Raw genomic sequence first — 19,121 nt, forward strand, 5'->3', positions numbered from 1 at the left:
GGCCGCTACCCGTTCCCGCCGGGCAGCCGCAGCACGAAGCCGACGCCCCGGACGGTGTGGATCAGCCGGGGCCGGCCGTCGGCCTCCAGCTTGCGGCGCAGGTAGCTGACGAAGGTGTCCACGGCGTCGCTGCGCACCTCGAAGTCGTACCCCCAGACGCGTTCCAGCAGCAGTTCGCGGGAGAGCACGATGCCGGTGTTCCGGGCGAGTTGCGTGAGCAGCTCGAACTCCCGTCGGGTGAGGCGCAGTTCGCGTCCGTCGAGGTGGGCCTGCCGGGTGGTGGGGTCGATCGCCAGCGGCCCGGCCAGGACGCGGTCGGTGGGCTGCGGCGGGCGGCGGCGCAGCAGGGCGCGCAGCCGCAGCACCAGCTCCTCCAAGGCGAAGGGCTTGACCAGGTAGTCGTCGGCCCCGGCCTGCAGCCCGGCCACCCGGTCGGCGGATTCGTCCAGCGCCGAGAGCATCAGCACCGGGATGTCGTCGCCGCGGGCGCGCAGGGTGCGGCAGACCTCGGTGCCGCTGACGCCGGGCATCGAGACGTCGAGCACCAGGACGTCGACGGCGGTCGGAGGCGGGGCGTCCGCTTCGGCGGACAGCAGCCGGGCGAGCGCCGTCTCGCCGTCCTCGGCCAGCGCGACGGTGAACCCGCTGAGCCGCAGGCCGCGTTCCAGGGTGCGGCGGATCGCCGCGTCGTCGTCCACCACCAGGACCCGGCCACCGCCGCCGGGGCCGGGCGTGCCGGCGGGCCCGTTCCCGTGCATCGGCTCCTCCTCGCGTCCGGACAGGCTTCGGGGCCGCCGACTCTCTCACACCCTCCGGGCCGGGCCGCGGCGGGGGTACGGGTGGCCGGCGGGACACCGGGGGCGGATGCGGGTGGAGGAAGCGAACGCGGGTGCATGCCGGGCGGGGAACGGGGCACGCGGACTACCACGGGCCGTGCCGGGGGCGGCGGGGCCCCGGGAGGAGAGGAGGAGCGATGGGAAGGATCGAGGAGTCGGTCGAGGTGTCCGCCCCGCTCGACACGGTGTACGAGCAGTGGGTCCGGTGCGAGGAGTTCCCGCGGTTCATGCGGGGCGTGGTGAGCGTCGACGTGGACGGCCCGGGCGGCAGCACCTGGGTGGTGCGGACGGCCGCCGGCCGGCGGGAGTTCGAGGCGGTGACCACGGAGGTGGTCCCCGGCGAGCGGGTGGCCTGGGACGGCGGGGACGGTCCGGTGCGGCACTCCGGAGTGGTGACCTTCCACCAGGTGGACGACCGGAGGACCAGGCTGATGCTCCAGCTGGAGATCGAGCCGCACGGCGTCTGGGAGCACGTGGCCGAGGCGCTGGGCTTCGTCGACCGCCGGGTCATCGACGACCTGGCCGACTTCAAGCGCCACGTCGAGGAGACCGCGGGTCCGGCGGGAGCGCAGGGGGCGGCCTGACGCTTCCCACCGGGAGCCCGGTCTCAGGCCGGGGCGCCGCGCAGGTGGGCCAGCACGGCCAGCACCCGGCGGTTGCCGTGACCGGACACCGTTGACCGTGGACTGCTGAACGGGCACCGTGGAGCCGGCACCGCTGATCATGCACCGTACCCGACCCGTTCGAACTCCTCGAAGGATCAGGACATGAACAGATCTTCCCTCGACCGCCGTTCACTCCTGCGCTACGGCACCGGGCTCGTGGCCGCGGCCGGGCTCGCCGCGGTCGCCGAGGTCGGCCTGGCCCGGCCCGCGGCGGCCTACGGGTGGTCCGGCCCGCTCGGCCAGGGCTCCTCCGGTGCCGCCGTCGCCGAGCTGCAGATCCGCGTCGCGGGCTGGGCCGCCGACTCCGCCTCCCAGACCTACGTGGCGGTGGACGGCTCCTTCGGTCCCGGCACCGCCGCCGCCGTGCGCCGGTTCCAGGCCGCGTACGGGCTGAGCGCCGACGGCGTCGCCGGACCGCAGACCTTCGGCGTGCTCAACTCACTGGAGAAGTCGGACGGTTCCACCGCCCACTTCGACTGGTCGGAGTTCACCAGCCACGACGGCGCGGGCTTCGGCGGCGGCAACGTCGGCTCCGGCGAGGTGCGGGAGAACGTGCGCCGCACCATGTACAAGCTGGAGGCGCTGCGGAAGAAGGCCGGTGGCCGCGCGATCACCGTCAACTCCGGCTTCCGCAGCACCTCGTACAACGCCCAGGTCGGCGGGGCGTCGAACTCCATGCACACCTACGGGGTCGCCGCCGACATCGCGGTCTCCGGCCTGTCCACGCTCTCCGTCTACCGGATCGCCGAGACCTGCGGCTTCTCCGGCCTGGAGACCCACACCGTCTCGTGGCAGCACGTGGACAGCCGGGTCGAGCACGGCAACTACGGCTCGGGCTTCTGGTGGTGGCAGGACGGCGTCGCGTAACGGCACCCGGGCCCGGCCGAGGAGGCGGCGGGGCGCCGGCGGTGGCGCCGGGGCCCGCCCCGCCCGCCGGACCTCGGGTCCGGCGGGCGGCGGAGCCCTACACCGGGACCGTCACGAAGGTCTGCCCGGACTCGTTGACGACCGACACCGAGACCACGTCGTCCGGCGAGACGATCGCCGAACCGTCCAGCGTGGTGCCGGACTTGGCGCCCACGGCCGAGACCAGCCAGCTGCCCGCGTCCGCCGTCGCCCCACTCCTGGCGTTGACCACCAGGTGGCAGCGCTGGCCGGCCGGGATTCCGGTGACCGCCGCGTTCACCCGGACCCAGCCCATCGCCGGGGTCATCGCCAGCGTCATGCGGGCACCGGTGGCCGGATCCGTCACGGAACCGGTCCTGGTCCCGGCCGGCGGCGGGGTGACGGTCGCGGTCGGCGCCGCGCTCGGGGCCGGGCCGGCGGCCACCGGCGGCGCGGTGACCGTGCCGCGGCCCACCGCGATCCCGAGGACCAGCGCCGCCGCCGCCGCGACGGCCGCGACCGCGCCGATCCGGGCGCGGCGCCGGACCAGGGACGCTCCGCGTTCCGCCCGTGCCTGCCGCAGGGTGCGCTGCAGCAGCAGGTCACCGCCCGTGGGCGGGCCGTCCACCAGCAGCTCGGGCGGCACCTCGCCCAGGACGGTCTCCAGTTCCCGCAACTCGGCCACCTCCTGTCGGCAAGCGGGGCAGTCGGCCAGGTGCCGTTCGACCGCCGCCGACTCGTCCGGATCGAGCACGCCCAGCACGTGGGCGCCGAGGAGTTCGGCGATCCGCTCGTGCGGCACCGGGCCCGTACCCTCCGCGCCCGTGCCGTCCGCACCCGTACCGTTCGTGTTCACGTCTTCCGTGCCCATGCCGCCCGTACCCGCGTCGTCCCTGGTCACACCGACACCTCCTGCCACGTCCCCGTCCTGTCGGTGTACGCGCGCCGGAGCGCCCGGAGCGCGTAGTGCGCGCGGGACTTGACCGTCCCGGCGGGTATGCCCAGCTGCTCCGCGGCCTCGGTGACCGACAGACGCTGGAAGTAGATCGAGCGCAGCACGTCGCGGTGTTCGGGCGAGAGGCGGTCCAGCGCCTGCGACATCACCAGCGTCTCCACCACGCCCTCGGCGTGGTCGCGTTCGACCGGCACGGTGGCCGTCGCCTCGGAGACCTCCGCCACCTCGGCCGGTCGTGCGGCCCGCGCCCGGAACCGGTCGGTGATCAGGTTGCGCTCCACGGTCAGCAGCCAGCCGCGCACCGATCCCCGGGCCTCGGTCAGCGCCTCGGGGTTGCGCCAGGCCCGGATCAGCGTCTCCTGCACGGCGTCCTCGGCCGCCGCGCGGTCACCGGTGAGCCGGACGGCGTAGGCGAGCAGTGCGCCGCCGTGCTGCTCGTAGAGCGTTCGGATCAGTGCCTCGTCGGCGGCGTCCTGCCGCCCGCCCGGTCGTGTCCTCGCCATCCGCCATTCCTCCGTCGTCGGGTACCACGTCCAGCACGTGCGCGGCGGCCGTCCGGTTCAACCGGATTCCCGACAGGTGCGGTTCTCGTTCAGGCAGGCCACCACGGAGGCCATCTGCCGGTCGGTCATCAGGCCGATGTACACGGCGTGGTCGGTGAGCGGGCTGTGCCGCTGCTCGGGGAAGGCGTCCAGGGCGAAGGCCCGGGGAGGGGGCGGGAGGTAGCCGACGGTCACCCGCAGGTGCGGGATCGCGAAGGTGCCGTGCGGGCAGAGGCCGCCGGCGGACGGGAACCGCACGTGGGAGCGGTGGCCCGGGCTGTCCGTGCCGCGTCCGTCCCAGCAGCTGGGGAAGTCCAGGGTGCGGGTGAGCAGGCTGCCGGCGGGGCAGAGCGGGTAGCGGTCGGTGGTCGTGCGGTCGGCGGATCCCGTACAGCCCCAGCGGGCGCCGGCCTCGGCGCCGCCGTCGGTGGCGGCGGTCGGGTCGCCTTCCAGGAGCCGGAGGAAGCGCGGCATCGGCACGACCTTCGACCACGGATTGCCGAGGTACTCGATGGAGACCCGCTCGGGAGCGAGGACCTCGCCGGGGGCGTCGTGCGGGTGGTCGGGGTCCGCCACGGCGGTGCCCGGCGCCGGGGCGACGCGGTCGGTGCGGCGCAGCACCGGCCAGTAGAACGTCGAGCGGTCGCCGTCGGTGCAGGTGGTCGGGGCCGCGGCGAGGCTGTCGTCGGTGGAGTCCGCGTCCGTGGAGAGGTTGCCGACGTAGTCGTGCACGTGGTGGGCGCCGCCCACCGTCCCGGGGGAGACCACCACGTTGTCGGCGTTGCGGTGGCCCTCCTGGTTGCGCCCGCAGTCCTGCGCGTACGAGCCGCCGGAGGCGTCCGGGCCGACGGCCGACGGCACGGGCGCGGCGGCCGCCACCGCGGTGATGTCGACGAAGGCGGAGGCCTGTTCCGGCCCGCCGGGCCGGAACCGGAGCGCCAACAACGACAGCCCCAGGACGAGGCAGAGGAGGACGCCGGCCGGGAGGGCGACGCCCCCCGACCAGTGGTGATCGCGGTTCCGGTGCACCGCGACAGTCTGGGCGACGGGTCCCCGCACGGGCAAGGCGGCGCCGGCCGCCTCGCCGCCGTGCGCGGCCGGTCAGTAGCCTCCGGAGTAGCCGCCGCTCTGCGCGGCGGTCGGCGACGCGGCCTGCCCGGTGGTGCCCGGCGCCTTCTTCCCCTCGGGCGTGCTCGCGAACCAGGTGCCGCCGACGCCCTGCCCGTTGGTCTGCCCCGCCGCGGTGTCCCCGGCGAAGCGGTAGAGCGGCCAGCCGTTGAGGGTCACCTGCTTCGTGCCGTCCGGCCGGGCCACACTGCCGACCAGGGCGGAGTCCACTCCGGTGACCTGGACCGCGTCCTGGGCGGTGAGCGGCGGCCACTTCGCGGCGCAGGCGTCGACGCAGGTGCTCGCGGACGGCTTGGCGGTGTCCTTGTCGAAGCGGTACAGGGTCCGGCCGGCGGCGTCCGTGACGACCGGTCCGAGCGTGGCCGACTTCACGGCCACGAGCCGGACCCCGCCGGTGCCGCCGGTGCCGCCGGTGGCCGGGGCTGACGAGGTGGCGGTCGCGGCGGGAGGGGCGGCGGTCGTCGCCGCGCTCCCGCCGGAGCCGTCGGCCGTGTCCGGCCCGCAGGCGCTGGCGGCGAGCGCGAGCACGGCGACGCCGGTGGCGGCGAGCATCCGGCGCGCGGTGAACCGGGACGCGGCGAACGTGGGCGTGGCGAACTTCGGCATGGTGAACTCCCCCTGGAGCGTGGTCTTTTGGCGATCCGGGCGGTGTCCGCCCGGGCACCTTCCACACGAGTCCCGACGAGGAACGGTTCAACGTCTCCGGAAAGTTTTTTCCCGCCTCCGCGTCGACCGGGTCGCGGGCCGGTGCTTCTCGGGGGGACGGGACCCGGCGTGTCACGCGATGTGGAGGTCAGAGGCGGGCGGACATGGTCGTCAGGAGTGCGGCCGCAGTCCGGTCGGGGCCGTGGGCGCGAACGCGCTTGCCGAGGTCCGTGGTTCCGCGGGCCCCTCCGGTGAGGAGGCCCGCGACCGCGGAGCCGGCGGATTCCGGTGTGAGGGTGTTGGGGTCGAGGCAGCGGCCCAGGGCGGCGCGCTCCACGTCGTGGGCGATGGCGAACTGGTCGCTGGAGAAGGGCAGGACGAGGGCCGGCACGCCGGCGTGCAGGCACTCGGTGAAGGAGTTGTTGCCTCCGTGGTGGACCATGGCGGTGGCGTGCCGCAGGAGTTCCTGCTGCGGGACGGTCCGCGCGACGTGCAGCCGGTCGGGCGCGACGTCGCTCAGCAGGGGGTGGCTCGCGACCTCGGTGACGCGGTCGCCGGCAGCCACGATCACGGATGCCCCGGTGTGGCGGAGGATTCCGGCTGCCGCGGTCGCCAGGACATCGTGCCGCGCCGACAGGAACGTGCCCAGCGCGACGAGCACCAGCGGGCGCTCGCCGGCCGTCAGGCGGGCGAGCACGGCGTGCCAGGCCTCGTCCAGCGCTGTGGTGCCGCGGTGCGGCACCAGGTGGCCGGCGTAGAGGGGCTCGGGGCCGCCCGGGGCCGGCGGCAGCCAGGGCAGCCGGGGATAGTTGAAGACCACGGCGTGCGGTGAGCACAGGGCGAAGGCGCGCTCGGGTTCGGGCCCGTCGGGAGCGTGGCGGCGGGCCGTCGCCTGGAAGACGGCGGTGAACGCGGCGTCGTTGGCCGCGACCGCCGCGCGCAGCCGGTCGAGGTCGGCGGGGGCCGGCTTCAGGGCGGCGGGCCACGCGTAGGGCAGGCCGAAGTGGGCGTCGGGGGAGGCCGGCAGGTAGCTGGGGTGCCCGGGGCAGAAGGTGGCGTAGGGCAGGCCGAGGCAGTGCAGGGCGAGGGTCGCGGCGTAGGCGAGCTGGTCGACGAGGTACCAGTCCGGTCGCAGCCGCGCGTCGAGGGCCGCGAGGTCGCGCAGGACGCGTTCGGGCTCGGCGAGCATGTCGTCGCCGCGGTGGCGTGCCTGGGTGAGGAGGGTCGCCGTCGGCCCGTCGAACGTCGCATCGAGGAATTCGCGCAGGCGCTGGGCCTCCGCATCGTCCTGGCGCGTGCTCTCGGCGACGCCGTGGTTGGCGTTGCGGGTGACGGCGAGTTCGGCGAAGCCCAGGCCGCTGCCGGTGGCGAGCTCGTGGAAGGCACGGGTGCAGGCGAAGTCGACGCGGGCGCCGTGCCGCGCCAGGGAGGCGCCGAGCACCGCGAGCGGCCGGGCATGGGAGTGGAAGGGCGGGCTGATCACGGCGACGCGGGCCATGGTGTCCTCCGTCAACGGCTTCGGATCGCGTGCGGCTCCGATCCTGCCAGGCGTCCCGTGGAAACCACGGCTGGAGGCCGGCGGCCGCGACCGGGTCCCGTCCGGTGCGGGTCGGCGGTCCCGGGCGTTCACGGCGGGTCCAATCCATTGCGCCATCCGTCTCCGAACGTGCCCGTGACCCTTCGGTGGCACGGGAGGAAGACCGATGACACACCACGTCACGCCCGCACCGGCCGCACCGGCGCCACAGACCGGTGCCGCGGGAGCCGGGTCCCTCTCCGCCTGGCGGAGATTCCACTGGACCCAGGACGTGGGCGCCGTCACCGGTGGCGATCTGCTCGGGCGCCTGGCGCGGGCCGAGTACGGCGGCGCCTGGGCCCATCCGGACTCGCTCCTGCCGCGCCCGGACCGCCGCGCCGCGCGGCTTCGGCAGCTGGCCCGGCGCGAACGCGCGCTGCCGGCCTGGGTGCTGGCCGCCGCCGGCTCGTCCCCGGACCTGGAACCGTGGGAACGGATCGCTCTCGCCGAGGCATGGGAACGCAGCTGCCGTCCCGACGGCGGACTCAGCGCGACCGCCGAGATCCGGCGACGGCTGCTCGCCACTCCCGGCCCCGCCGAAACCGCCTTCCTCCTCGACGTGGCGGACGCCAACGGCCTCAGGCCCCTCTCGGTCCAGGAAGCCGTCGAGCTGCACCCCGCGGGACGGCCCCAGAGGCATGCGCTCTGGCGCTACCTCTCGGGAGTTCCGGGCGGGGATCTCGCGCTGCCGGATCCCCGTCCGGCATGGGACGCCTACGAACACCTGCTTCTCGCCGCCTGCTGCGACCGGGCCCGCCCCGGGGCGCCGAGGGGACGACGCTTCAGGACGGCCTTCGACGCGCTGACCGAGCCGTTCACCGCCTATCCCGTGGTCGCTCAATCGATGCTGCTGGGCCGACTGGAGGAACCCGGAGCCGGGCTCAGCGGCGGCATGAGCGTGCTCCTGACCGCACTGGGCGAAGCCCTGACGACCCACGCGCGCGCCGCACGGGTCCTCACCCTGACCGCCGCCCGGACCGCGGAAGGCCGACACGCGGAACCGGTGGACCGCCCGGGTGCGGCACACCTGCTGGTCCGCCTCCCCCTGGACTCACCGGAAGCACTCGACCCGCAGAACGCCGCCACCCATCACCCCGCGCTGGCCTGGTGGGCGGCCCGTGTCTTCGAACTCCCCGGAGCCCGACCGGACATCACGCACGTCAGGTTCGCCGACGACGCCTCCCTCGCCGTCGCCCGCGCCACCCGCCGGGTCGGCGCGAAGCTCGCGTTCACGGTCACCCCGGATCCTCACCGGACGATGGACGAACGGCACGCAGGCCTGCCTCCGGAGCAGACCACCGGTGCGAGCCGCACGCTGCGCCTGGACATGCACCGGATCTTCGTCGCCGACCGCCTCGTGGACCGCGCCGACCTGCTGGTCGCCATGCCCGGGCGGCACGGGACGCAGGAGCTCCTCGAACACTTCCCGCAGCTGGAGACGCGGTCGGTCCACCTGCAGCCCGAGGGCATCGCCCCGTTCCGACCCGCTTCCGACGACGCCGCGGCCGGCCACAGGATGCTGGCACGCCTGTTCCGCGGCGGCGACGACACCGACGGCCTGGACGCGACCGACCGCCGCCTCCCGCTGCTGCTGTGCGTGGGACGGCTCCACCCCGTCAAACAGCAGGAACAGCTCGTCCACGCGTGGCTGCTCGCCGGCCTGCACCACCGCACGACCCTGCTGCTGGTCGGCGGGTCACCCACGGACCCGACCGGCACCGAAGCGGCGGTCCGCACCAGGGTCACCGGACTCCTGGCCGCGGATCCGGTCGCACGGAGGCGGGCGGCCCTGTGGCCCGCGCTGCCCAACCGGCAGGTCCGCCTCCTGGAGAGGGCGTTGGCACGGGGCGGACCGGGAACCGCGCTCTACGTGTGCCCCAGCGCGAAGGAGGAGTTCGGGCTCGCCGTCCTCGAGGCCATGGAAGCCGGCCTCCCGGTGGCCGCTCCCCGGCGCGGCGGTGCCTCCCACTACCTCCGCGACGGCGTCAACGGACGGCTGCTGGCCACCGAGTCGGCAGACCTGCTGGCCGAGGGCCTGCGCTCCTTCGTCCTCACCCCCGCACCCGAGCTCGCCGCGATGGCGGCAGCCGGGTCAGCGACGGTCCGCGAGCGGTTCGGCATCGACTCCATGGCCACCTCCCTGGCCGACGCCTACCGGGCCACCTGCCGCCCGGAACGCCCGTGCCGGGACCGGACCGGTGCCGACCGGACCGGCGACGACCAGACTGGCGCCGACCGGACCGGCGCCGACCGGACCGGCGACGACCGGGAAGGGGACACCTGACATGCCGGCGAGGGAAGCGGCGGAGATCGTGGTGGTCGGGGCGGGCCTGGCCGGCTTGGCCTGCGCGCTCGACCTGACCGCCGCCGGACGGGACGTCCTGGTCGTGGAGGCCGCCGACGAGGTGGGCGGACGGATGCGCACCGACGTGGTCCGGGGCTTCCGGCTCGACCGGGGCTTCCAGGTCTTCAACACCGCCTACCCCCAGGTCAGGCGCCGACTGGAGCTGGGCGCCCTGGGGCTGCGCCCCTTCACCCCCGGGTTCCTGCTGGCCGACGCCCGGGGCGCACGCCGCCTGGTCGACCCGACCAGGCGCCCGGGCCAGGCCGGCGACCTGCTGCCCGGCCGGCTGCTGCCGCTGCGGGACCTGGCCGCACTGGGCCTGCTGGGAGCGGGAGACGCGGTGCTGCCCGCCGCCCTGCTCAAGCGGCTGCCCGAGACCGACACCGCCCGAGCGCTGGGCCGGGCCGGGCTCTCGCAGCGCACCGTCGACACGGTGCTCGGCCCGTTCCTGGCCGGGGTGTTCCTGGAGGCGGGCCTGGAGACCTCCAGCCGGCTGTTCCACCTGGTGTGGCGCAGCATGCTGCGCGGGAGCCTGTGCCTGCCGGAGGACGGCATCGGGGCCGTGCCGCGCCGGTTGGCGGCCGGACTGCCGGCGGCCCGCCTGCTGTTCGGCACCCGGGCGGAACGGGTGACGGCCGACGGGGTGGCGCTCGCGGACGGTCCGGTGCTGCGGACCCGCGCGGTCGTCGTGGCGACGGGGATGGCGCAGGCCGCCCGGCTGCTGCCGGGCCTGGAGGTGCCGGCGGCGCGGGCGGTGACGACCTTCTACCACGCGGCGCCGGTCAGCCCGTTGCCCGAGCCGACGCTGGTCGTGGACACGGACCGGCAGGTGCTGAACACGGTGGTGCTCTCCGAGGTCGTTCCCGGCTGCTCACCCGACGGGCGGGCCCTGGTGTCGACCTCGGTCCTGGGGACGGACGCGGACGAGCGGGCGGCCCGGGTCCGGGCCGGTGAGCTGTACGGGGCGGACACCTCGTCCTGGGAGCAGCTGGCGGAGTACCGGATCGCCGAGGCCCTGCCGGCCGGGCCGGCTCCGCTCCTGCTCAGCCGGACCACCCGGTTCGCGCCGGCCCGCTACGTGTGCGGGGACCACCGGGCCACCGGCTCGGTGCAGGGGGCGCTCGCCTCGGGCGCCCGGGCGGCCCGGGAGGTGCTGGCCGACCTGGCCGGGCCGGGACGGTGACGCCCGCTCATGGGGATGAGCGGCCGGTGCTCCGATGCCCGGCAGCCCCGGTGCCCGGCCGCCCCGGCTCCCCGGCTCCCCGGCGGACCGCGATCCGGTGCGCAGGACCGGCGACAGCGCATGGGGGTGCCGCGGATCCCGCAGCAGGGCGGTGGCGTTCCGGCCGTCGGGGGCCGGCCGGAACGCCACCGGTTCTCAGGTGAACGACAGGAGCATGACCGGAGCCGAGCTCGGGTGCTCGGAGCCCCCGGCGGGCTCCAGGGTCACGCCCACCCCCGTCGCCCCGTCCAGCGGCCCGGACAGCAGCACCCCGCCCTCCCCGCTCGGGAGCAGTCCTGCGGATCGCATCGACCCGGAGTCGTCGAACCACAGCTGGTACGTGGTCCCCGCGGCCGGGGCGGGCATGCCCGAGGCGAGGAAAGCGGCCTGGCCGCGGTCGCGGGACCACACCACCGTCCCCACACCGGTCCCGCTCGCCGCGGTGCCGGTGGCCGTGCGCGCGTCGGGTGCCGTCAGCAGGACCGCCAGCCGGTCCGCCTGTGACTGCACCGAGGCCGCCCGGGCGCGAGCCCGGTCGGCGTCCTGGTGCTGCTGCACGGCGATGCCGCCGGCACCTGCGGCGATCGCCAGGCACGCGGCCAGGGCGAACTTCGTCCATCCGCCCGCCCCCCGTCCGGACCGCGATCCCCGACCCGGTGCGGGGGCGATCCGCGGCCCTTCCTGGCGCACGCCGGGCAGCGCGGCCATCACCCGGGCTTTGAGGGCCTCGGGCGGCACGACGGCCTGCGCGGCCCCGAGCCGGGCCAGGGTCGCGGCGAACTCGGTGACCTCCAGGGCGCAGGCCGGGCAGGAGGCGAGGTGGCGTTCGAACTCGGCGCTTTCGGCGGGGTCGAGTGCGTGTGCGGCGTAGGCGCCGGTCAGGGTGTGCAGGTCGGCGGTGCTCATGCTCCCACCCCCAGGCAGTCGCGCAACCGGATGAGTCCGTCGCGCATGCGGGTCTTGATCGTGCCCAGCGGTGCGCCGAGGACCTCGGCGACCTGGGGGTAGGTGTAACCGCGGTAGTACGCGAGTGTCAATGCCTCCCGCTGCAGCTCGGTGAGCATGCGCATGCACCGGCGGACCTGCTCGCGTTCCAGCCTGCCCTCCACCTGTTCGGCGACCTCGTCGAACGCCGGCGTGTGGGAGGCCTCCGCGACGCGCTGGTCACGGTCGGCCGCGGCCTGGGCGGAGCGCACCCGGTCCACCGCGCGGCGGTGGGCGATGGTCAGCACCCACGGCATCACCTCGCCGCGCTCGGCCCGGTAGCGGGCGGCGGTGCGCCACACCTCCAGCATGACCTCCTGGACGACCTCCTCGGACTGCGCCGGATCACGCAGGACCCGCCGCACCAGTCCCAGGACCGGGCCGGCCACCGCGTCGTAGAGCGCCGAGAACGCCTCCTGGTCGCCACGCGTCACCCGGGCCAGGAGCTCCTTGAGATCCGGGCTCGGCCGCCCGGGGCCGGCCAGGTGGACGACGGCGCTCATCCGCCCGCTCGTTCGCAGCCGGCGGGCGAGCAGCCCGGTCGTCGGACGGCACACATCGAGGGCCTCCCCGTAGTCGTGGCAGCACCGCAGCCCGGCCTCGGCCGGACGGACGGCTGGGACATCACACCCTCCCTTCGGAGCACCCGAACACGCGGATTGGCCGGCATCCGCGCCAATCCGTCCGGTCGCGGGCTCCGAACGCTGTGCGCGATCCTGATCTGGCTGTTCCGGCCATGTCCCGCTGTTCCGGCCGCATCTCGCTGGTCCGGCCGCATCCCGCTGTTCCGGCCACCGGCAGGAGCCTCGGCGAGGGACGGAGCAGCACGGCTTGGCGCGACGAGGAGCCGAGATGAGTACGTTGCGAACCGACCCGAAGCGCTGTCTGGTGACCGGCGCGACCGGCTACATCGGCGGGCGCCTGGTGCCCGAGCTGCTTGCTCGCGGGCACTCCGTGCGCTGCCTGGTGCGCAACCCCCGGCGACTGCGGGACCAGCCGTGGCGGGCCGACGTCGACGTCGCCGTGGGCGACGTGAGCCGTCCCGCGACCCTGGCCGGGGCGTTCGACGGGATCGACGTCGCCTACTACCTCGTCCACTCCCTCGGCACGGGTCCCTCCTTCGAGGCCACCGACCGGGACGCCGCGCGGGCCTTCGGGGCCGCGGCAGCGGCCGCAGGCGTCTCCCGGATCGTCTACCTGGGCGGTCTCGTCCCCGACGGAGTCGACGAGGCCGAGCTCTCCCCCCACCTGCGGTCCCGCGCCGAGGTCGGCCGCCTCCTGCGCTCCAGCGGTGTGCCGACCGCCGAACTGCGCGCCGCCGTCATCATCGGCTCGGGCAGTGCCTCCTTCGAGATGCTCCGGTACCTCACCGAACGCCTGCCCGCGATGGTCACCCCCCGCTGGGTGTCGACCCGGATCCAGCCGATCGCCGTCCGCGACGTCCTGCGCTACCTCGCCGACGCCGCCGGCCTGCCGCCCCAGGTGAACCGCCCCTTCGACATCGGCGGCCCCGACATCCTCACCTACCGGCAGATGATGCAGCACTACGCCCGTCAGGCCGGACTGCACCGCCGCGTCATCGTCCCCGTACCGGTCCTCACCCCCGGGCTCTCCAGCCACTGGGTCGGCCTGGTGACCCCGGTGCCGAACTCCATCGCCCGCCCCCTCGTCGAGTCCCTGCGCCACGAAGTCGTCTGCGGCGAGCACGACATCGCCGGGTGGATCCCCGACCCGGCGAACGGACTCACCGGCTTCGACCAAGCCGTGACCCTCGCCCTGCGCCGGATCAAGGACGCCGACGTCGCCACCCGCTGGTCCTCCGCCTCCCTGCCCGGCGCCCCGAGCGACCCGCTGCCCACGGACCCCGACTGGTCGGGCGGCAGCCTCTACCAGGACGTCCGGCAACGCACCGTGCCCGCCTCACCGGCCGCCGTCTGGCGGGTGATCGAAGGCATCGGCGGCGACAACGGCTGGTACTCGTTCCCGCTGGCCTGGGCCCTGCGCGGCTGGCTCGACCGCCTCGTCGGAGGCGTGGGCCTGCGCCGGGGACGCCGCGACCCCGCCCGTCTCCGGGTCGGCGACTCCCTCGACTTCTGGCGCGTCGAGGAGATCGAGCCCGGCCGGCTGCTCCGGCTGCGTGCCGAGATGCGCCTGCCCGGCCTGGCCTGGCTCGAACTCTCCGTCACACCGGACGGCCGGCGCGGAGCCTGCTACCGGCAGCGCGCCCTGTTCCACCCGCACGGCCTGGCCGGGCACGCCTACTGGTGGGCCGTCGCACCCTTCCACACCGTGGTGTTCGGGGGCATGGCCCGGAACATCACCGAACGTGCCCTGCGCGCCGACTGAACGGCCCGGCCCTTCGGTCGCCCGCGCCCGCCCGTGGCGGCCTTTCGGCCGGACACGGCCGTGACCGCGGCCCGGCACCCACTGCGCGACCGGGACCCCGGACCGCCGGTGTGGGGCACCCCGTTCCGCGAACCTGCCTCGCGACCGCCGGACACGTCTCGCCGTCACCGTGCGGGCTGACGACGCCCCTGCCGGATGCGCCACGGCCCTCGGGAGCCGCCGCTCGAGCGGGTCGACACGTCCGCCGAAACTTCCACCCATCCGGGGCCGGACGTATCCCGAATACGGGGTGTGACCAACGACGCAGACCAGCTGCCGCAGCGGCCCGGCCCTCTCCTGGAGCGGATTCTTCGGGCCGGCACGGCCACCGCCACCGGATGGGCCGCGGCGGCGGTCGCGGTCGGTGCCGGTGAACTGGTCGCCGCCTTCACCGGACCCGACAGCGCGCCGGTCATCGCGGTCGGCTCAGCGGCCATCGACCTGACGCCGACTCCGCTCAAGGAGTACGCCGTCCGCACCTTCGGCACGGACGACAAGCCGGTGCTGCTGGGCGGGATCTACCTGACGATGGCCCTGCTCGCCGCGCTCGCGGGCCTGCTGGCCGCCCGCCGCCCCGGGTACGGCGCGGCCGTCTTCGCCGCCTTCGGCCTCATCGGCGCCTGGGCCGCCCTCTTCCGGCCCGCAGCGGGTGCCGCGGACGTCGCGCCCGCCCTGGCCGCCGGTCTGGTGGGGGCCGTCACCGTCCTCGCTCTGGCCCGCATGCTGCGCGCCACCGACCGGGCGACGGTTCCGGGCGCGCCCGGTCAGGAACCGGAGCAGGACCGGGAAGACGAGGAACACGCCCACGAGGAAGACGCCCAAGAGGACCATGCCGACGAGGACCATGCGGACGAGGACCATGCCGACGAGGCGCCGGGCTCCAGCCGGCGCGCCGTCCTGGCCGCCACCGGTGGGGCGATCGCCCTCGGAGCCTTCGCCGGCTTCGGCGGCCGCGCGCTGTCCGACGCCCGCTACGACATCGGCGCCGCCCGGGCCGCGGTGCGGATCCCCCCGGCCGCCCGGCCGCTGCCGCCACTGCCCGCAGCGGTCCACCCGAACGTGCCCGGCCTGTCGCCGTTCGTCACCCCGAACGCGGACTTCTACCGCGTGGACACCGCGCTCACCCTTCCCCGCATCGACCCGAGGCGCTGGACGCTCCGCATCCGCGGCCTGGTCGACCACCCCCTGCTCCTCACTTTCGACGACCTGCTGCGCGAACCCCTGGAAGAGCTCGACCACACGCTGACCTGCGTGTCCAACGAGGTCGGCGGCCCCTACGTCGGCACCACCCGCTGGCTCGGCGTCTCCCTTCCGGCCCTGCTGCGCCGCGCCGGCGTCCGTCCCGCTGCGGACCAGCTCGTCGGCCGCTCCCAGGACGGCATGACCATCGGCACTCCGCTCGAATCCGTCCTCGACGGGCGTCGGGCGTTGCTGGCGGTCGCGATGAACGGCGAGGCCCTGCCCGTCGCGCACGGCTTCCCGTGCCGCAGCGTCGTCCCCGGTTTCCACGGCTACACCTCCGCCACCAAGTGGCTCGTCGACCTGGACGTCACGACGTTCGCCGGGTACGACCCGTACTGGGTCCGGCGGGGCTGGGACCGCACCGGCACGGTGCGCACCGCCTCGCGGATCGACGTGCCCGCCCCGTTCGCGCGGGTGCCCGCCGGGGACGTGACCGTGGCCGGGACCGCGTGGGCGACCCACCGCGGCATCGCCGCCGTCGAGGTCCGCGTCGACGGCGGCCCCTGGCAGCAGGCCGTGCTCGCCGCGGACGGCGGACCGGACCTGTGGCGGCAGTGGACCCACACCTGGGCCGGGGCCACCCCCGGGACCCACCGCATCGAGGTCCGCGCCACCGACGCCGCCGGCGCCGTCCAGACCGAGAACCGCGCCGCCCCCTACCCGGCGGGCGCCACCGGCTGGCACAGCACCGTCGTCACCGTCACCTGAGCCCCCATCCACCCTCGCCGCCGGGCACAGCGCCCGGCGCGGTCCGCCCGCCGGGCGGGCCGTCACCACCGCACAAGGAGATCCGTCCCATGTCCCTCACCCTCCGCCGCCGCAACACCGTCGCCGCCCTGCTCACCGCCACCGCACTCGCCGTCAGCCTGGGAGCCTGCAGCAGCAGCGGTTCCTCGACGTCGGCCGAGTCCAAGGCCCCCGCCGCCCCGGCCGCGGCCACCGGCACCGCGACGCCTTCCGGCGCGGCGACGAGCGGTGACCAGCCGTTCGGCACGGCCTGCGCGGCCGTGCCCAAGGACGGCGCCGGCTCCTTCGCGGGCATGGCCAAGGACCCGGTCGCCACCGCCGCCTCCAACAACCCCCTGCTGTCCACCCTGGTGACCGCGGTCAAGCAGGCGGGCCTGGTCGACACCCTCAACTCCGCGCAGAACGTCACCGTCTTCGCGCCCACCAACGACGCCTTCAACAAGATCCCCAAGGCCACCCTGGACGCCGTCCTCGCCGACAAGGACAAGCTCACCAAGATCCTCACCTACCACGTCGTCCCGCAGCGCCTCGCGCCGGCCGCGCTCACCGGCGCCCACAAGACCCTGGAGACCGACAACCTCACCGTCACCGGCACCACGCCCGACTTCACCGTCAACACCGACGCGAAGGTGCTGTGCGGCAACGTGCAGACCGCCAACGCCACCGTCTACATCGTCGACACCGTCCTGATGCCCGCCTCCTGACCCGCCCCCCCGCAACACCCCGCCGACGGCCCGCCCCCCTCGGGCCGTCGGCGGTCCTCCCAGACTCCGAGCCGAAGCAGGCACGAGCCCAGGGGAGAGGACCGAGGACCAGCTGATGAAGCCTGGCCGCCGGCGTCACCGTCCTCACTGCATCTGCTGGTCAGGTAGGTGCAGAGCCACGCGCGGTGCGTGGGAGCGTGTGCGGGGCCGTGCGCTGTTCGGTTCACCCGAGGCGACGTGATGTTCGTCCTATCCGGTCGTCGAACCGCGGACGGCCGCAGGTCGTGATGGGGGCGAGCGACGTGATCATCGCGTCCCGAACGAAGGAGACCTCGTATGACCGGCATGCTCGTCGCCAGGCTGTCCGTGGCCGCTGCGTCGACTTTCGCGGCTGTGGCCCTGTGGGCCACGCCCGCCCTGGCCGGCGACCTGACGGCCCGGTACGCCGTGGCCGACGCCCAGCCGGCCGCCGCGGGGGACGACGATCTGGCCCGGCAGATCGAGCAGGCGGAGGAGCGTCTGCGGGAGGCCGATCCGGACACCGCCGCGGAGCGCGACACCGAGCGCCGGATCGCCGCGGACCAGCGGGACATCAAGGACGGCCTCGCCTCGGGGGACTCCGCGAAGGTGCGCCGGGCTGTCGAGGACGAGCAGGCCGTCGCCGCCGAGGAGCAGGCCGCCGCGGAGGGGAACGCCGAGTCGGACTAGCAGATCGAGCATGAGCTCGGACGACGGCCCGTCAGGGGGACGGAGGCCCGGCGAAGTCCCTGGAAGGCGTGGAACGAGGGATCCGGCAGGCGCTCGGCGATCTCGCGCCGGCAGCCGGCGGCCCTCTGGTGTTCCGGCATGGCGCCGATAACATGAGGACTCCTCATATTCTCGTCAGGAGGCTGTCATGCCGGACCGTTTCGACCTGCCGACGGGGTTCCGCTGGGGTGTCGCCACCGCTGCCTACCAGATCGAGGGGGCGGTGGCGGAGGACGGCCGCGGGCCGTCCGTCTGGGACACGTTCTGCGCGCGCCCCGGCGCCGTCCGGGACGGGCACACGGGGGAGGAGGCCTGCGACCACTACCACCGCTTCGCCGAGGACATCGAGCTGATGCGCGGGCTCGGCCTGGACGGGTACCGCTTCTCGATCGCCTGGCCCCGCGTGCTCCCCACCGGCACGGGGGCGCTCAACCCCGCCGGCCTCGCCTTCTACGACCGCCTGGTGGACGGCTTGCTGGAGGCGGGCATCACCCCGCTGCCCACCCTCTTCCACTGGGACCTCCCGCAGGCGCTGGAGGACGAGGGCGGCTGGCTCAACCGCGACACCGCGTACCGCTTCGCCGAGTACGCGACGGTCGTGGCCGACCGCCTGGGCGACCGCGTTCCCGCCTGGATCACCCTCAACGAGCCCTTCGTCCACACCGTGTTCGGCTACGCCCTGGGCACCCACGCCCCCGGCCGCGCCCTGATGTTCGAGGCCCTCCCGGCCGCCCACCACCAGCTCCTCGCCCACGGGTTGGCCGCCTCGCTGCTCCACGAACGCGGCCTGGAGGTGATGCTCTCCAACAACCTCACCCCGGTCGAGCCGGCCTCGCCCTCACCCGCCGACGCAGCTGCCGTCGCCGCCTACGACGCCCTGCACAACCGGCTGTTCACCGACCCCGTCCTTCTCGGCCACTACCCCGACCTCTCCGCCCTCGGCGTCCCCGACGACATCTACGGTGCCGTGCGGGACGACGACCTCGACCTCATCCACACCCCCGGCCTCGACGGCCTCGGCGTCAACTTCTACAACCCCACCCGCGTCGCCGCCCCCACCGACCCGGCCCTCCCCTTCGACCTCGTCGACATCCCCGACGTCCCCCACACCGCCTTCGGCTGGCCCGTCGTCCCCGACGCCCTCCACCGGCTCCTCCTCGGCCTCCGCGACACCTACGGCAAGGCCCTCCCACCCCTCACCATCACCGAGAACGGCTGCTCCGTCACCGAGTCCACCGACCCCGACCAGCCCCGCATCGACTACCTCGCCGCCCACCTCGACGCCCTCGCCCGCGCCGCCGCCGAGGGCGTCGACGTCCGCGGCTACTACACCTGGTCCCTCCTCGACAACTTCGAATGGGCCGAGGGGTACCACCAGCGCTTCGGCCTCGTCCACGTCGACTTCGCGACGCAGCGGCGCACCCCGAGGGCCTCGTACGCCTGGTACCGCGACCTGATTGCCACCCACCGCGTCTATCCCTCAGAGTAGTTGGCTGCGGGTCGCTGCGGAGTGG

17 protein-coding genes are annotated in these 19,121 nt (G+C 74.9%); 9 read left to right on the top strand and 8 right to left on the bottom strand.

The features are described from left to right. Positions 1-5: 5 nt before the first annotated feature. A complete protein-coding gene (locus ACIRD3_RS18790; RefSeq protein ID WP_402217583.1) occupies positions 6-758 on the bottom strand; it encodes a response regulator transcription factor in 753 nt (250 codons plus the stop codon). Between the two features lie 215 nt (positions 759-973). Here ACIRD3_RS18790 and ACIRD3_RS18795 point away from each other — a divergent pair, with 215 nt between their 5' ends. Both ACIRD3_RS18795 and ACIRD3_RS18800 read left to right on the top strand, forming a co-directional pair. Beyond that, positions 974-1,420, top strand: a complete 447-nt coding sequence (locus ACIRD3_RS18795) for an SRPBCC family protein (protein ID WP_402217586.1) — start codon at positions 974-976, stop codon at positions 1,418-1,420. 183 nt (positions 1,421-1,603) lie between these two features. Continuing rightward, entirely contained in the window at positions 1,604-2,368 is a 765-nt protein-coding gene (locus ACIRD3_RS18800) for a D-Ala-D-Ala carboxypeptidase family metallohydrolase (protein WP_402217589.1), read from the top strand. Between the two features lie 97 nt (positions 2,369-2,465). On the opposite strand, the gene ACIRD3_RS18805 is transcribed toward ACIRD3_RS18800, so the two are convergent. From ACIRD3_RS18805 to ACIRD3_RS18825, 5 genes are all read right to left on the bottom strand, one after another. Continuing rightward, positions 2,466-3,287 carry an anti-sigma factor family protein gene (locus tag ACIRD3_RS18805; protein ID WP_402217592.1) on the bottom strand — a complete coding sequence of 274 codons (822 nt, stop codon included), beginning with the start codon at positions 3,285-3,287 and terminating at the stop codon, positions 2,466-2,468. Next, entirely contained in the window at positions 3,284-3,844 is a 561-nt protein-coding gene (locus ACIRD3_RS18810; protein WP_402217595.1) for a sigma-70 family RNA polymerase sigma factor, read from the bottom strand. The genes ACIRD3_RS18805 and ACIRD3_RS18810 overlap by 4 nt, the downstream gene beginning before the upstream one ends. 57 nt (positions 3,845-3,901) lie before the next feature. Further along, complete coding sequence (locus ACIRD3_RS18815; protein WP_402217598.1) at positions 3,902-4,912, bottom strand: DUF1996 domain-containing protein; 1,011 nt, start codon at positions 4,910-4,912, stop codon at positions 3,902-3,904. 72 nt (positions 4,913-4,984) lie between these two features. Continuing rightward, positions 4,985-5,617, bottom strand: coding sequence for a hypothetical protein (locus ACIRD3_RS18820; RefSeq protein ID WP_402217601.1), 633 nt, complete (start codon positions 5,615-5,617; stop codon positions 4,985-4,987). A gap of 187 nt (positions 5,618-5,804) precedes the next feature. After that, entirely contained in the window at positions 5,805-7,154 is a 1,350-nt protein-coding gene (locus ACIRD3_RS18825) for a glycosyltransferase (RefSeq protein ID WP_402217603.1), read from the bottom strand. Positions 7,155-7,359: 205 nt separating this feature from the next. Here ACIRD3_RS18825 and ACIRD3_RS18830 point away from each other — a divergent pair, with 205 nt between their 5' ends. Continuing rightward, positions 7,360-9,516 carry a glycosyltransferase family 4 protein gene (locus ACIRD3_RS18830; RefSeq protein WP_402217606.1) on the top strand — a complete coding sequence of 719 codons (2,157 nt, stop codon included), beginning with the start codon at positions 7,360-7,362 and terminating at the stop codon, positions 9,514-9,516. Between the two features lies 1 nt (position 9,517). After that, positions 9,518-10,759 (top strand): NAD(P)/FAD-dependent oxidoreductase, encoded by a 1,242-nt coding sequence (locus ACIRD3_RS18835; RefSeq protein WP_402217609.1) that lies wholly within the window; start codon positions 9,518-9,520, stop codon positions 10,757-10,759. 195 nt (positions 10,760-10,954) lie between these two features. Here ACIRD3_RS18835 and ACIRD3_RS18840 read toward each other — a convergent pair whose 3' ends face one another. Next, positions 10,955-11,704, bottom strand: a complete 750-nt coding sequence (locus tag ACIRD3_RS18840; RefSeq protein ID WP_402217612.1) for an anti-sigma factor domain-containing protein — start codon at positions 11,702-11,704, stop codon at positions 10,955-10,957. After that, positions 11,701-12,285 (bottom strand): sigma-70 family RNA polymerase sigma factor, encoded by a 585-nt coding sequence (locus ACIRD3_RS18845; protein WP_402217615.1) that lies wholly within the window; start codon positions 12,283-12,285, stop codon positions 11,701-11,703. Before ACIRD3_RS18845 ends, ACIRD3_RS18840 begins: the two co-directional genes overlap by 4 nt. A gap of 349 nt (positions 12,286-12,634) precedes the next feature. Here ACIRD3_RS18845 and ACIRD3_RS18850 point away from each other — a divergent pair, with 349 nt between their 5' ends. The 5 genes from ACIRD3_RS18850 (at position 12,635) to ACIRD3_RS18870 (ending at position 19,096) form a co-directional block, all read left to right on the top strand. Beyond that, positions 12,635-14,128: an SDR family oxidoreductase gene (locus tag ACIRD3_RS18850; RefSeq protein WP_402217617.1), complete on the top strand. Its 1,494-nt coding sequence runs from the start codon at positions 12,635-12,637 to the stop codon at positions 14,126-14,128. 291 nt (positions 14,129-14,419) lie between these two features. Further along, positions 14,420-16,117 carry a molybdopterin-dependent oxidoreductase gene (locus ACIRD3_RS18855; RefSeq protein ID WP_402217620.1) on the top strand — a complete coding sequence of 566 codons (1,698 nt, stop codon included), beginning with the start codon at positions 14,420-14,422 and terminating at the stop codon, positions 16,115-16,117. 89 nt (positions 16,118-16,206) lie between these two features. Further along, positions 16,207-16,860: a fasciclin domain-containing protein gene (locus tag ACIRD3_RS18860; RefSeq protein WP_402217622.1), complete on the top strand. Its 654-nt coding sequence runs from the start codon at positions 16,207-16,209 to the stop codon at positions 16,858-16,860. Between the two features lie 336 nt (positions 16,861-17,196). Beyond that, on the top strand, positions 17,197-17,568 hold the full coding sequence (locus ACIRD3_RS18865; protein WP_402217624.1) for a hypothetical protein: 372 nt from the start codon (positions 17,197-17,199) through the stop codon (positions 17,566-17,568). A 187-nt stretch (positions 17,569-17,755) separates the two neighbouring features. Beyond that, positions 17,756-19,096 carry a GH1 family beta-glucosidase gene (locus ACIRD3_RS18870; protein WP_402217626.1) on the top strand — a complete coding sequence of 447 codons (1,341 nt, stop codon included), beginning with the start codon at positions 17,756-17,758 and terminating at the stop codon, positions 19,094-19,096. Positions 19,097-19,121 lie beyond the last annotated feature (25 nt).

The organism is Kitasatospora sp. NPDC093550 (genome assembly GCF_044764985.1).
Taxonomy (GTDB): Bacteria; Actinomycetota; Actinomycetes; order Streptomycetales; family Streptomycetaceae; genus Kitasatospora.